Here is a 13,265-nt window from a genome sequence, read left to right as displayed (position 1 = left end):
CGGGACCGGCGGGCCGGCGGTGGTGCACGGTGAGCGCATGAACGCACTGCACCAGCACCTCCTGGACAGCTACCGTGCCGCCCAGCACGCCGAACCGGCCCCGCCCGCCCCCGGCACCCACGACCTCGCGGTGCTCCGGGCCGCCCGCGACCGCCGCCGCTTCGAAGCGGTCCTCACCGGCCGCCCGGCCCCCGGCCGCCTGAGCTTCGCGGTCCGCCGCTGGCTGAGCGCCCAGGGCTGACAACGGCGGGTCGCACCCACCCGCTCGCGGCCCACCCGCTCGCGGCCCACCCGCTCGCACATCCGTGCCGGGCCGAATCAGGTGGCGCCCAGCGTCCGTCGGCCTCGTCCTGCGCCCAGGACGCCAGGAAGTCGGCATCCTGAACGACCTCCGAGGCGCGGTCGGCCGGTGTGAGGAGGTGTCGGTGCCACAGGACCGAGGCGAGGAAACGACGGTGCGTGGGATCGGGATGGTGCCGCAGAGCGGTGAGATCCGGCACGTGACGGCCGGTCCGACGGCCCCGGTCCGGCGGCGCAGTTCCTCGACCACGCCGGTCTCGTAAGGGCGACCACGGCTCGCCGGGCGGCCGGCGCCTCGGCCCGCGCCCGGTGAACGTGCCGCCGGCCGTGGGCCGGGGCCCGTCCGACCGGTCAGGGTGCTCCGGACAGGACTTCCACGACGCCCGTGTCCAGGGAGTAGTAGGCGCCGACGACGGCCAGGGTGCCCTTGGCCACGAGGGGGGCCAGGTCGGGGTTGGAGCGCAGGTCGGCTGCCGTCAGGGTGACCTGGGCGCGGGACATCGTCTCGACCGGGTCGGCGCCGCCCTCCCGGACCGCCTGGTCGTACGCCGGCCGCAGGGCCTTGGCGATCGCGTCCAGGTTGCCGGGCAGCGGCTTGCCGTCCCGGATGGACTCGTACGCCGCCTTGACCGCGCCGCAGCGCTGGTGCCCGAGGACCACGATGAGGGGGGTGCCGCTCGTCATGGGCCCGTACTCGACGGACCCGGTGACCACCGGGCTGACCGCCTCACCGCCCGTGCGCATGACGTACAGGTCGCCGAGGCCGGTGTCGAAGAGGAGCTCGGGCGGGACCCGCGAGTCGATGCACGAGAGGATCGACCCGAACGGCTCCTGCTCCTGGGCGACCAGCTGACGCCGGTTCGGGTCCCGGTCGGGGTGTTGCAGGTCTCCGCTGACCCAGCGCCTGTTGCCGTCCATCAGCCTCGTGAACGCCGCGGCGGGTGTGGTGGGCTGTGCTTGCGGTGTCGACGACGGCGCGGCACTGCCCGTGGGCGAGGCCGGCGAGGCGAGGGGGGCGGGGGAGTCCGCCCTGGTCGTCGTGCATCCCGCGAGCGCGAACGCGGTGCTCACCAGCCCGCCGGCGAGCAGCGCTCGACGACTCGGGCGACCGGCTTCGTCCATCGGTTCGTTCCCCTCACTGCCACTCGGAATGGTCCCTGTGTCCCGACCAGGCCGATTGTTCGGCCTGGGGGAGGGGCCGTGGCGGCAGGCGCAAGCGGGCGCGGGCCACATTGCTGCGGACGGCCCACAGGCGTCGGGATCAGCGGCGCGGGCCGCAGGCCCCGTAGCGGAGCAGCGCCCCGCACGGGTGCTGCGCGAGGGGCGCGTGCGGGGCGCTGCTGCCGTAGGAGACGGCGGGGCACAGCCGGTTGTTGCCGTTGACGAAGCGCATGCCGCCCGGCCGCTCCTCGATGCGCCGGGACTGCCCGGCGTCGTTCGTGCACGCGGTCCGGATCACCCGGGCGTTGGCCTCGGTGCTGGAGTCCTGGACCGCGAGGGCCGAGGGTTCGATCGACAGCGAGCCGAGGCCGGCTGCCGTCCTGGGGCTGTTTCGGCGGGCGGCCCGTTCGGTCGTCGTGGCGCTCAGCGCTCCCGCCGGGCGGACTCGTTCTCCTGGGCCAGCCGTCGCAGGGCGAGCAGGGCCGGTTCCAGGAGGACGGTCCGCAGCAGGGCCCGTTCGGCCTGCTCCAGCGGGTCGGCCGCCGGGTCGAGCTGGTCGAGGTCCAGGACGGCGGTCCGCTCGGCCAGTTCGGCGTAGCCCCGCAGAGCCGCCGGGTCGAGTTCGGCGCCGAGCGTGCGCAGGGTCTCCAGGGTCTCGCCGAGTACCGCCCGGGCGGGGGCGTGCTCGGAGACCTCCCAGCCGAGTTCGCCGATCAGCGCGTCCACCTCCGCCGTTCCCGGCTTCGGCTCCCCGTGCGCCTGCTCCGCTTCCTCGTCCACCGGGCGGGCCCCGAGCACCAGGCCGAGCACCTGGTGGCGCTGCCCCGCGTGTTCCGCCACCGCGCCGAGCACCTCGCGGGTGGCGCTCACGCTCAGCCCCCGCACCCCGATCAGCGCCCGCACCAGGCGCAGCCGGCGCAGGTGGCTCTCGTCGTACTCGGCCTGGGTGGCGGCGGTGGCCCGGCCGGGCGGCAGCAGGCCCTCCCGCAGGTAGTACTTGATGGTCGCGGTCGGCACCGCGCTGCGGCGGCTGAGTTCGGAGATCCGCACCGGCGGCACTCGTCCTTTCCCCTGGCATCTGGATACCAGCACTGTCTAACATAGATAGTGCCACTACCCAATGTGGCGTCCTCCGCCGATGGGGAGAGTCAGCCATGCCCACCCTGCCCTGGATCACCCCGAACCCCGCCGTCCCCGGCACCCGGGCGGTCGTCATGGCCTCCCGCTTCGAGGTCCGCTCGCTCGCCGACGTCCCGCGCTTCTTCGTCCGGTCGCTCGCCATCTGGCGCCAACTGCGCAGCGCGCCAGGCGCGTTGGGTGCCTCGCTGATCGCCCGGCCGCTCCGGCGGACCTTCTGGACGCTGTCCGCCTGGGAGAGCCGCGAGGCCCTGGACGCCTTCGCCGCCGCCGAACCCCACCGCAGCACCATGACCGGCCTGCGCGCCACCATGCGGGAGTCCACCTTCACCTTCTGGGACACCCCGGTCGAACGGCTCCCGATCCGGTGGCCGGACGCCCATGCCCGCATCGACGCCCAGCGTGCCGGGGCCGCCGGCCGCTGACCGCCTCGACCTGGATTCCGGCCGGGTGCGGCCCGCTGTCAGGATGCCGAGCTCCGTCGCCCGCCCGCCCGCCCGCCCGGCCGCACCCGGCCGCCCGCCCGAGGGCGGGGCGTTGGGGTGTCGTGCCCTGTCGAGTCCTTGGCCGTTCCAGATTTGCGTGCGTAAAACACGCTTTCCCTGTACAGTGGCAAGCGTGCCCTAAGCACGCATCTCGGATTGATGCGCGACGGGCCGACTCCCGCATCCGAGCGAAGGAATCCCCGTGAACCGCACCCACGCCCGCGCCGCCCTGACCGACCTGCTCCTCACCCCGGGCCTGGCCCTCGAGGAGGCCGCCGACCGGCACTTCGCCCCCGACTACCGCCAGCGCACCGACGGAAGCTGGGCGAACCGCACCGAGTTCCTCGCCCACATCGCCCACCTGCGCACGGTCGTGGCCGGCGGCTCGGTCGAGGTCCACGACGAACTCTCCGACGGCGACCGCTACGCCGACCGCCACACCATGACGATCACCAAGACCGACGGCTCCACCGTCCGCATGGAGGTCTACCTCTTCGCCGAGTTCGCCCCCGACGGCCGCTTCCGCCGCATCGAGGAGACCACCCTCCTGCTGGAGGGCGCCGACGCCGACCGGGACCTCGGCAGCGCCCGCTGACCACCCCGCCCACCCGGCGCCACGAGGCTGCCCGGTCCCGGCGCATCGTCCCAGAGTGAGAGGAAGTGGTTGTCATGCTCGACGTGCTCATCGCCGGGGCCGGCCCGGTAGGGCTCTGGCTCGCCGCGGAGTTGCGCCTGCACGGGGTGGAGGTGGCCGTCGTGGAACGCCGGGCGGCACCGGACGGGCGGTCGCGCGCGGTCGGCCTGCAGGCCGGCACGCTGGACACCTTCGCCACCCGCGGCCTCGCGCAGCGGTTCATCGAACGCGGCACCCCGGTGCCGACCGGCCACTTCGGCGCGGCGACCACCCGGCTGGACTTCTCCGCGGTCGGGGCGGTCCACCCCTTCATGCTGGCGCTCGGTCAGTCCGTCACCGAGCAGCTCCTGGAGGAGCACGCGGTCGCCGTGGGCGCCCGGGTGCTGCGCGGGCAGGAGGTCGTCTCGCTCACCCAGGGGCCGGACGCCGTCGAGGTGGTGATCCGGGCCGGCGGCACCCACCGGACCGTGCGGGCCCGCTGGGTGGTGGGCTGCGACGGCACGCGCAGCGCGGTGCGCCAGGCGGCGGGCATCGACTTCCCCGGTCAGGACACCACCATGACCGGGTGGCTCGCCGACGTCGAACTCGACGATCCGCCCACCGGGCCGCTCGCCGCCACCGGGCCGGGCGGCTCGTTCCTGGCGGCCCCGATCGGCGACGGCGTCCACCGGCTGGCGGGCCTGTCCACGGCCACCATGCACCGCGGCACCGGCGAACCGCTGACCCTGGCGGAGGTGCGCGAGCAGACCCGCGCACTGCTGGGACGGGACCTGGGCCTGCGCAACCCCCGGTGGCTCTCGCGCTACGGCAACGCCACCCGCCAGGCCGCCCGGTACCGGGCCGGACGGGTGCTGGTGGCCGGGGACGCGGCGCACATGTTCTTCCCGGCCGGCGGGCAGGGCATGAACCTCGGCATCCAGGACGCCACCAACCTGGGCTGGAAGCTGGCCGCCACCCTCCAGGGCCGGGCGCCCGACGGACTGCTCGACAGCTACGACACCGAACGCCGCCCGGCGGCCCGCGCCGTCATCGACAACACCCGCGCGCAGCTCGCCCTGTTCGCGGCGGCGAACCCGGAGCAGATCGCCCTGCGCGAGGTCTGGTCCGCCGCACTCGCCGAACCACGGACCAACCGCCAGTGGGCCCGCCGGATCGCCGGCTTCGACGACCCGCTCCCCGCCGGCACCGAGCCCGGCGGGCACCCGCTGAACGGCACCCGGCTGGCCGGCCTCGCCCTGAACACCCCGGCCGGCGCACCCACCGCCCACCCGCTGATGCACCACGGCCGACCACTGCTGCTGGACCTCGGCGGGACGACGACGCCGTGCCCGACGGACGGCCTGGAGCGGCGCGCCGCAACCGTCGACACCGAGACGGCGCACGCGCTCTGGCGGGACGTCACCGCCGTGCTCATCCGCCCGGACGCCCGGATCGCCTGGGCCGGCACCGACACCGACCCGCAGCGCCGGGCCGCGGACTGCCTCCCCACCCTGCGCACCCTGTGCCGCTGAACACCGCCCGGTGCGCCCACCCGCCCCCCGCCCGGCGGCCCGTCCTCACGGATCAGGCCGGTGCACCGCCAGGCGGCTCATGGTGCCGAGCCGGACGAGGGGCTGTACAGGTCGACCATCGTGCGCACGGGGAGCGGCAGCCAGTCTCCGGCCGACAGGTCGTCCTGGGAAAGCAGTTCGAGCACCTCGGCGGCCGTCGGGCGGTGCCGGGGGTCGTGGTCGAGGCACCGGTTGACGGTGCCGGCGAGCCGGGAGGGCAGCAGGCTGACGGCGGACGCCAGGGATTCACCGGCCGCCAGTGGCGCCGCTCCGGCGGCATGGCACAGCACCATGCCGAAGGCGTAGAGATCCGCGGCAGCAGTGACCGCCCCACCGGTGAGCCGTTCCGGGGCGACGAACCCCTCGGTGCCGATCACGTAGTTGGTGCTGGTGAGCCCGGTGCTGTCGAGAGCCCGGGCGATGCCGAAGTCGATGATGCGAGGGCCTGAGTCGGAGATGATGATGTTGGCGGGCTTGAGGTCGCGGTGGACGATGCCGCAGGCGTGGATGCGCTCCAGTGCTTCGGCGACGCCGACCGCCAGGGTGTGCAGGGTCCTCGGGGGCATGGCGCCCTGCTGCTTGAGAACCTCCTGCAGTGACGGGCCGGGGATGTACTCAGTGGCAAGCCACGGCGGGTCACCGTGGGGGTCGGCGTCCACCACGGACGCGGTGTGGAATCCGCCGACGAGGCCCGCGGCGCTGATCTCGATGGCGAACCGCCTCCGGAAGGTCGGGTCCTCGGCGAGTTCCGACCGGATGACCTTGACCGCGACCAGGCGCCGGCCGGGCGACTGGCCGAGATAGACCGTGCCCATCCCCCCTTGCCCCAGCACCGCCGTCAGGCTGTAGCGGCCGATCCGGCGAGGATCGCCCTGCCCCAGCGGACGGTGCCCGGGGACACGGCTGGTCCGTGCGAGCGGCTGCGGTGGATTCCGCGGCCCCGCGCTGCCGCCGTTCGGAGCGAAGGGACTCGTGTACGGGTCAGCGTGAACCTCCATCGCCGGTGAGCCCGTGACCGGGCCGGACGCGGCGGCCACCCGGCAATCGACGCGGCGGATCGCGACGCCCCAGCGCACTGCGTCCCGGTCGAGGGCACTCCGCAGGACCGTGCTGATCACCTCGCGGGACGTCAGAGCCGGTTCCAGGTCCATGCCGTCGACGGTGCCACGCACCGTAGCGACAGCGAGCTGCTCGATCGCCTGGGTGAAGGAGTCCACGCCGTAGACAGCGGCCCTCGCATCCGCCACCTGGTACCCGACGGTCACGTCGATGTCGACGCGCCGGTGGTCCCGCGTGGTCACCTCCTGCGGTGCAATCGCCATGCTCTGTTCGCGCAGGTCGACCCGACTGCGAATGGTGTTGATCAACGGGGTCACGAAGTGCGGACCGGCGTCGAGCGTGCGGCTGTAGCGCCCGAACCGCTCCACGACGACGGCGCTGGCATTCGGGACGATCTGGATCGCTTTGACAAGGAAACAGAAGACCAGCACCACGAGAATGATCAGAAGGATCAAGACCGGTTCCACAGTGGCCCCCCACCCCGCAGGCTTCCCTGCCCTGACGCCGCATCATGCGGCAGCAGTCTTCCAGAAGCATCCCCTGCGGGGCCCGTGTTCACGGAACCGCCCGGCTCGAAGCAGCGTCGGGCCAGGGCCGCGGCGAAGAGGCGGTCATCGGGCAATCGTGGCAAGAGATCCCTGCCGTGCTGGACCATCTCCGCCAGGGCTTGGAGGTAGCCGGCACCCGGCCTGCCCGGCAACCCGTCGATCAGCTGACCGAGTAGCGGTCCGCCGGGGAGGTGGTGCCACCGGGCGGTGGCACCACCTCCCGTGCCGTGCAGTGGAAACAGAGCCTTGGAGCGTTTGGACGGCCGGTGGTCCCGGGGGAGTGTCAGGCCAGGAAGCCCCGCAGCAGTGAGGCCGTCGCGGCGAGGTGTTCCTCGGTGGCGCGTCGGGCGCCGTCGCCGTCGCCGTCGAGGATCGCCCGGACCATCGCCCGGTGCTGCTCGGCGGCGTGCTCGATGTTGCGCTCCAGTATGGGGATCGCGTTCAGCAGGTCGTTGAGGCGCATCCTGGCCTCGGCGATGGCCGCGGCGAGGGCGGGTGAGCCGGTGAGTTCACCGATGGCGAGGTGGAAGCGCGAGTCCAGCTGGCGGTACTGCTCCGCCGGGGCTGCGTCCAGCTCGGTCAGCCGGTCCTCCAGGTGGGCGCGCTGCTCGGGGGAGAGGGGGCGCCGGGCGGCGGCCTCGGCGGCCCCGACCTCCAGGACCTGCCGGTAGGTCAGCGCGTCCTCCAGCGCGCCGCCGAGGTCGCGGGCGGCGCGGCGCAGGTCGGCGACGTCCGGTTCGGGCATCCGATAGGTGACGAAGGTTCCGCCGTAGCGGCCGCGGCGGGGTGCGACGCAGTCGGCCTGCTGGAGGGTGCGGAGCGCCTCGCGCAGGGTCTCGCGGCTGACGCCGAGCCGGGCGGCGAGGTCGCGTTCGGCGGGCAGCCGGTCGCCGGGGCCGAAGACGCCGAGCTTGATCGCCTGGAGCAGCCGTTCGACGGTCTCCTCGAAGGCGTTGCCGGTCCGGATCGGGCGGAAGATCGCCCCGGCCTCCCAGTCGAGCCGTGCCTGCTCACGCGTCACGTCCACGTCCACGCCGGAATCGTACCTGCGCACGGATATCCCGCACTCATTCCCATCCTGCCCTTGACGTGGCCACCGTCCAGCCGGAACGATGCTGCTCACCCACCCAATGGTCTGACTTTAGACCATTGAAGAGCCGTCCGACCGTCGAAGCCGCCGGGGCGGGTGCGCCCACGCCGTCGTGGCCGCGCGCACCCCGGCACACCCTCAACCCCCAGGGGTGCCCATGACCGACGCACGCTCACCCGACCACCCTGGCCCCGCCGTGTTCCCGGTGGATTCCTCCCCTGTTTCCGCCGACGAACAACGCCTCCGCGAGCTGGGCTACACCCAGGAGCTGGCCCGCTCGATGACGGGCTTCTCCAACTTCGCCGTCTCCTTCTCCATCGTCTCGATCCTGTCCGGCTGCCTGACCCTCTACGGGACGGGGATGAAGACCGGCGGCCCGGCCCTGATCATCTGGGGCTGGCCGGTGGTCGGCCTGCTGACGCTCTGCGTCGGCCTCGCGATGGCCGAGATCTGCTCCAGCTACCCGACGGCCGGCGGCCTCTACTACTGGTCCGCCAAGCTGACCCGCAGCCGCGGCCCGGCCTGGAGCTGGTTCACCGGCTGGTTCAACTTCCTCGGCCAGGTCGCGGTGACCGCCAGCGTCGACTACGGCGCCGCCTTCTTCACCAACGCCTTCCTCGACCTGCGCTACGGCGTCGCGGCCACCCCCGCGCACACCATGGAGATCTTCGCGGTCATCCTGCTGGCGCACGGCCTGCTCAACACCTTCGGGGTGCGCCTGGTCGCCGTCCTCAACAGCGTCTCCGTCTGGTGGCACCTGGCCGGCGTCGCGATCATCGTCGGCGCGCTCGCGCTGTTCCCCGAGCGGCACGCCTCCGCCTCCTCCGTCTTCACCGACTTCGTCAACCGGACCGGCTTCCACAGCCAGTTCTACGTCGCGATGCTCGGCCTGCTGATGGCCCAGTACACCCTCACCGGCTACGACGCCTCCGCCCACATGACCGAGGAGACCCAGGACGCCGCCCGCTCCGGCCCCCGCGGCATCGTCAACGCCATCACCGTCTCCCTGGTCGCGGGCTGGATCCTGCTGCTCGGCATCACCTTCGCGATCCGCGACTACGACGGCGCGCTCAACAGCGACACCCAGGTCCCGCCCGCGCAGATCTTCATCGACGCGATCGGCTCCGGCGGTGCCCAGTTCCTGCTGCTCATCGTCATCGGCGCCCAGTTCTTCTGCGGCATGGCCTCCGTCACCGCCAACTCGCGCATGATCTACGCCTTCTCCCGCGACGGCGCGCTGCCCGGCTCCCGCCTCTGGCACCGCATCTCCCCGCGCACCCAGACCCCGACCAACGCGGTCTGGCTGGCCACCGGCGGCGCCCTGCTGCTGGGACTGCCCGCGCTCTGGAACAACACCGCCTACACGGCCGTGACCTCGATCTCCGTCATCGGCCTCTACATCTCCTACGTCATCCCGGTGTACCTGCGGCTGCGCCAGGGCGAGGACTTCCCGCGCGGCCCCTGGCACCTGGGCCGCTGGAGCCGGCCGATCGGCGTCGTCGCCGTCGTCTGGACGGCGGTGATCAGCGTCCTGTTCATGCTGCCCACCGCCAGCCCGATCACCGCCGAGAGCTTCAACTACACCCCGGTCGCCGTGGCCGTCGTGGGCGGCTTCGCCGGCGTGTGGTGGCTGGCCTCCGCCCGGCACTGGTTCACCGGGCCGCACATCAGCGCCGCGCCGTCCGCGCCGTCCAAGCCCTACGCGCCCGACGCCCCGGCCCCCGGACCGGAGCCCCGATGACCAGCCCGCAGCCGCCCACCCCCGACACCGATCCGGAGACCCGATGACCACCCCCCGGCTCACCCTCGACGAACTGCGCACCCGCGTCGCCGACGGGTCCGTCGACACCGTCGTGCTCGCCATGACCGACATGCAGGGGCGCCTCCAGGGCAAACGCGTCGCCGCCGAGTACTTCCTGGACGACGTCGTGACCGGCGCCGCGGAGGGCTGCGGCTACCTGCTGGCCGTCGACGTCGACATGAACACCGTCGACGGGTACGAGGTCTCCTCCTGGGAGAACGGCTACGGCGACCTGACGCTGCGCCCCGACCTCGCCACCCTGCGCTCCGTCCCCTGGCACCCCGCCACCGTCATGGTCCAGTGCGACGTCGTCCACCACGACGGCACCCCGGTCGCCGTCTCCCCGCGCCAGGTCCTCCAGCGCCAGCTCGACCGCCTGGCCGGCCACGGCTGGCAGGCCCAGGCCGCCACCGAACTGGAGTTCATCGTCTTCCGGGACAGCTACGAACAGGCCTGGGACAAGGACTACACCCGGCTCACCCCGGCCAACCAGTACAACGTCGACTACTCCATCCTCGGCACCGGGCGCATCGAACCCCTGCTGCGCCGCCTGCGCAACGGCATGGCCGGCGCCGGCCTCACCGTCGAGTCCGCCAAGGGCGAGTGCAACCTCGGCCAGCACGAGATCGCCTTCAAGTACGCCGACGCCCTCACCACCTGCGACAACCACACCGTCTACAAGACCGGTGCCAAGGAGATCGCCGCCCAGGAGGGCTGCAGCCTCACGTTCATGGCCAAGTACGACGAACGCGAGGGCAACTCCTGCCACATCCACCTGAGCCTGCGCGACGAGCAGGGCACCCCGGTGTTCGCCGGAGACCGCCCGCACGGCTTCTCCCGCACCATGGAGCACTTCCTCGCCGGCCAGCTCGCCTGCCTCGCCGACTTCGCCCTGCTGTTCGCCCCCACCGTCAACTCCTACAAGCGCTACGTCCCCGGCAGCTTCGCGCCCACCGCCATCGCCTGGGGCCGCGACAACCGCACCTGCGCCCTGCGCGTCGTCGGCCACGGCCCGTCGCTGCGCTTCGAGAACCGCGTCCCCGGCGGCGACGTCAACCCCTACCTCGCGGTCGCCGCCTTGATCGCCGCGGGACTGCACGGCGTCGAGCAACAGCTGGAACTCCAGCCGGAGTTCACCGGAAACGCCTACACCTCCGACGCGCCCCGGGTGCCCGCCACCCTGCGCGACGCGGTCGACGCCTTCGAGCGCAGCACCGTCGCCACCGAGGCCTTCGGCAAGGACGTCGTGCGGCACTACACCCACGCCGGACGCACCGAACTCGCCTCCTACCAGCGGGCGGTGACCGACTGGGAGCGGCGCCGCGGATTCGAGCGACTGTGACCGCCACCGACGTGACCGCCACCGACACGACACCCCCCGACACGACCGGCCCCGACACGACCGGCCCCGACACGACACCCCCCGACGACCGCCGACGACCGCTCATCGGCATCAGCACCTACCAGGACGCCGCCGCCTGGTCCGTCTGGAACCAGCGCGCCGCCCTCGTACCCCAGACGTACGTCGACGCCATCGCCCGCGCGGGCGGCACCCCGGTCCTGCTGCCGCCCCAGCCCGGCGCGGCCGGCCACCTCCTCGACGCCCTCGACGGACTCGTCCTCACCGGCGGACCGGACGTCGACCCGGCCCGCTACGCGGCCGCCCCCCACCCCCGCACCGGCCCGCCCCACCACGCCCGCGACGACTGGGAGAGCCGGCTGCTGCGCGCCGCCCTCGCCCGGGACCTGCCGGTCCTCGGCGTCTGCCGAGGCATGCAACTGCTCAACGTCGAACTCGGCGGCACCCTCCTCCAGCACCTGCCCGACGACAGCCACCAGATCGCCCCCGCCCGCTTCGTCCGCCACCGGGTCACCCCGGCGCACGGCAGCCGGATCGCCGCCGTCCTGGGGCCCGTCACCGAGGTCTCCTGCTACCACCACCAGGCCGTCGACCGGATCGGCACCGGCCTGCGGGCCACCGCCCACAGCGCCGACGGCACCGTCGAGGCACTCGAACTCATCGGCCACCGCTTCGCCCTGGGCGTCCAGTGGCACCCGGAGACCGACCCCGACGACCCGCGCCTGTTCCACGCGTTCATCACCGCCAGCCAGAGGGAGACCGCCCGATGACCGAACCGGACCTCTTCGAGGTCGTCAACCCCGCCACCGAGGAGGTGATCACCACCGTCGAACTCGCCGGCCCCGCCGAGACCGACGCCGCCGTCGCCCGCGCCCGCGCCGCCTTCGACACCTGGCGCCGGGTGGCCCCCGCCGACCGCGCCCGGCTGCTGCGCGCCTTCGCCGCCGCCGTCGACGCCGACCGCGAGCACCTCGCCGCCCTGGAGGTCGCCAACGCCGGGCACACCATCGGCAACGCCCGCTGGGAGGCGGGCAACGCGCGGGACGTCATCGAGTACTACGCCGCCGCCCCCGAGCGGCTGTTCGGCCGGCAGATCCCCGTCGCCGGCGGCCTCGACGTCACCTTCCAGGAACCGATCGGCGTCGTCGGGGTCATCGTGCCCTGGAACTTCCCCATGCCGATCGCCGCCTGGGCCCTCGCCCCGGCGCTCGCCGCCGGCAACACCGTCATCGTCAAACCGGCCGAACTCACCCCGCTCACCGCGCTGCGCCTGGCCGAACTCGCCCTGGCGGCCGGGATCCCCGAGGGCGTGCTCCAGGTCCTGCCCGGCCGCGGCCCGGTCGTCGGACAGCGCTTCGTCACCCACCCCGACGTGCGCAAGGTCGTCTTCACCGGCTCGACCCGGGTCGGCAAGGAGATCATGGCGGGCTGCGCCGCCCAGGTGAAGCCCGTCACCCTCGAACTCGGCGGCAAGAGCGCCAACATCGTCTTCGCCGACGCCGACCTCGCCAAGGCCGCCGCGACCGCGCCCTACGCCGTCTTCGACAACGCCGGCCAGGACTGCTGCGCCCGCTCCCGGATCCTCGTCGAGGCGTCCGTGTTCGACGACTTCATGGCGCTGCTGGAGCCGGCCGTGCGCGGCGTGCGGGTCGGCGACCCGAGCGACGAGAAGACCGAGATGGGCCCGCTGATCTCGGCCGCCCACCGCGAGCGGGTCTCCTCCTACGTCCCGGACACCTCGGCCGTCGCCTTCCGCGGCAGCGCCCCCGACGGGCCCGGCTTCTGGTACCCGCCGACCGTCCTCGCGCCCGTGCGGCACGACGACCGCGCCTTCACCGAGGAGATCTTCGGCCCGGTCGTCGCCGTCGTCCCGTTCCGCGACGAACAGGACGCCCTGCGCATCGCCAACGCCACCGAGTACGGCCTGTCCGGCTCCATCTGGACCAGGGACCTCGGCCGCGCCCTGCGGGTCTCGCGCGGCGTCGAGGCCGGCAACCTCTCCGTCAACTCGCACTCCTCGGTGCGCTACACCACGCCGTTCGGCGGCTTCAAGCAGTCCGGACTCGGCCGTGAACTCGGCCCGGACGCCCTCGACGCCTTCACCCAGACCAAGAACGTCTTCATCTCCACGGAGGAATGA

13 protein-coding genes are annotated in these 13,265 nt (G+C 73.1%); 8 read left to right on the top strand and 5 right to left on the bottom strand.

Translation table 11 applies throughout. The features are described from left to right. Positions 1-37: 37 nt before the first annotated feature. A complete protein-coding gene (locus BG452_RS36810) occupies positions 38-241 on the top strand; it encodes a hypothetical protein (RefSeq protein WP_188308685.1) in 204 nt (67 codons plus the stop codon). 410 nt (positions 242-651) lie between these two features. On the opposite strand, the gene BG452_RS36805 is transcribed toward BG452_RS36810, so the two are convergent. The 3 genes from BG452_RS36805 to BG452_RS36795 form a co-directional block, all read right to left on the bottom strand. Further along, positions 652-1,422 carry a carbonic anhydrase gene (locus BG452_RS36805; RefSeq protein WP_188308684.1) on the bottom strand — a complete coding sequence of 257 codons (771 nt, stop codon included), beginning with the start codon at positions 1,420-1,422 and terminating at the stop codon, positions 652-654. Positions 1,423-1,561: 139 nt separating this feature from the next. Beyond that, positions 1,562-1,759: an RICIN domain-containing protein gene (locus BG452_RS36800; RefSeq protein ID WP_188308683.1), complete on the bottom strand. Its 198-nt coding sequence runs from the start codon at positions 1,757-1,759 to the stop codon at positions 1,562-1,564. A 125-nt stretch (positions 1,760-1,884) separates the two neighbouring features. Then, entirely contained in the window at positions 1,885-2,511 is a 627-nt protein-coding gene (locus BG452_RS36795) for a MerR family transcriptional regulator (RefSeq protein WP_188308682.1), read from the bottom strand. A 104-nt stretch (positions 2,512-2,615) separates the two neighbouring features. Here BG452_RS36795 and BG452_RS36790 point away from each other — a divergent pair, with 104 nt between their 5' ends. The 3 genes from BG452_RS36790 (at position 2,616) to BG452_RS36780 (ending at position 5,228) form a co-directional block, all read left to right on the top strand. After that, positions 2,616-3,023 carry a DUF3291 domain-containing protein gene (locus BG452_RS36790; RefSeq protein ID WP_188308681.1) on the top strand — a complete coding sequence of 136 codons (408 nt, stop codon included), beginning with the start codon at positions 2,616-2,618 and terminating at the stop codon, positions 3,021-3,023. A gap of 262 nt (positions 3,024-3,285) precedes the next feature. After that, the gene (locus BG452_RS36785; protein ID WP_188308680.1) at positions 3,286-3,678 is read left to right on the top strand and encodes a nuclear transport factor 2 family protein; all 393 of its coding nucleotides are present in this window, start codon (positions 3,286-3,288) and stop codon (positions 3,676-3,678) included. A 74-nt stretch (positions 3,679-3,752) separates the two neighbouring features. After that, complete coding sequence (locus tag BG452_RS36780) at positions 3,753-5,228, top strand: FAD-dependent monooxygenase (RefSeq protein WP_188308679.1); 1,476 nt, start codon at positions 3,753-3,755, stop codon at positions 5,226-5,228. Positions 5,229-5,305: 77 nt separating this feature from the next. Here BG452_RS36780 and BG452_RS36775 read toward each other — a convergent pair whose 3' ends face one another. Together BG452_RS36775 and BG452_RS36770 are read right to left on the bottom strand one after the other, a co-directional pair. After that, the gene (locus tag BG452_RS36775; RefSeq protein WP_223243253.1) at positions 5,306-6,781 is read right to left on the bottom strand and encodes a protein kinase domain-containing protein; all 1,476 of its coding nucleotides are present in this window, start codon (positions 6,779-6,781) and stop codon (positions 5,306-5,308) included. 376 nt (positions 6,782-7,157) lie between these two features. After that, positions 7,158-7,907 carry a FadR/GntR family transcriptional regulator gene (locus BG452_RS36770; protein ID WP_317621402.1) on the bottom strand — a complete coding sequence of 250 codons (750 nt, stop codon included), beginning with the start codon at positions 7,905-7,907 and terminating at the stop codon, positions 7,158-7,160. A 214-nt stretch (positions 7,908-8,121) separates the two neighbouring features. Between BG452_RS36770 and BG452_RS36765 the strand changes: the two genes are divergently transcribed. Genes BG452_RS36765 through BG452_RS36750 form a run of 4 tightly spaced genes read left to right on the top strand, consistent with a single transcriptional unit; the run spans position 8,122 to position 13,265 of the window. After that, positions 8,122-9,705 (top strand): amino acid permease, encoded by a 1,584-nt coding sequence (locus BG452_RS36765; protein ID WP_223243252.1) that lies wholly within the window; start codon positions 8,122-8,124, stop codon positions 9,703-9,705. Between the two features lie 43 nt (positions 9,706-9,748). Further along, positions 9,749-11,107, top strand: coding sequence for a glutamine synthetase family protein (locus tag BG452_RS36760; protein ID WP_188308677.1), 1,359 nt, complete (start codon positions 9,749-9,751; stop codon positions 11,105-11,107). Further along, entirely contained in the window at positions 11,104-11,895 is a 792-nt protein-coding gene (locus BG452_RS36755) for a gamma-glutamyl-gamma-aminobutyrate hydrolase family protein (RefSeq protein WP_317621401.1), read from the top strand. Before BG452_RS36760 ends, BG452_RS36755 begins: the two co-directional genes overlap by 4 nt. Beyond that, a complete protein-coding gene (locus BG452_RS36750; RefSeq protein ID WP_188308676.1) occupies positions 11,892-13,265 on the top strand; it encodes an aldehyde dehydrogenase family protein in 1,374 nt (457 codons plus the stop codon). The genes BG452_RS36755 and BG452_RS36750 overlap by 4 nt, the downstream gene beginning before the upstream one ends.

Source organism: Streptomyces sp. CBMA123 (genome assembly GCF_014596465.1).
Classification (GTDB): Bacteria; Actinomycetota; Actinomycetes; order Streptomycetales; family Streptomycetaceae; genus Kitasatospora.
This window is presented reverse-complemented; position numbering and strand designations above follow the sequence as displayed.

What these genes read in the sequence shown, in the direction of transcription:
- BG452_RS36750 (WP_188308676.1), top strand. Translation starts at nt 11,892, where the DNA reads ATGACCGAACCGGACCTCTTCGAGGTCGTCAACCCCGCCACCGAGGAG.
- BG452_RS36760 (WP_188308677.1), top strand. Translation starts at nt 9,749, where the DNA reads ATGACCACCCCCCGGCTCACCCTCGACGAACTGCGCACCCGCGTCGCC.
- BG452_RS36765 (WP_223243252.1), top strand. Translation starts at nt 8,122, where the DNA reads ATGACCGACGCACGCTCACCCGACCACCCTGGCCCCGCCGTGTTCCCG.
- BG452_RS36790 (WP_188308681.1), top strand. Translation starts at nt 2,616, where the DNA reads ATGCCCACCCTGCCCTGGATCACCCCGAACCCCGCCGTCCCCGGCACC.
- BG452_RS36810 (WP_188308685.1), top strand. Translation starts at nt 38, where the DNA reads ATGAACGCACTGCACCAGCACCTCCTGGACAGCTACCGTGCCGCCCAG.
- BG452_RS36805 (WP_188308684.1), bottom strand. Translation starts at nt 1,422, where the DNA reads ATGGACGAAGCCGGTCGCCCGAGTCGTCGAGCGCTGCTCGCCGGCGGG.
- BG452_RS36780 (WP_188308679.1), top strand. Translation starts at nt 3,753, where the DNA reads ATGCTCGACGTGCTCATCGCCGGGGCCGGCCCGGTAGGGCTCTGGCTC.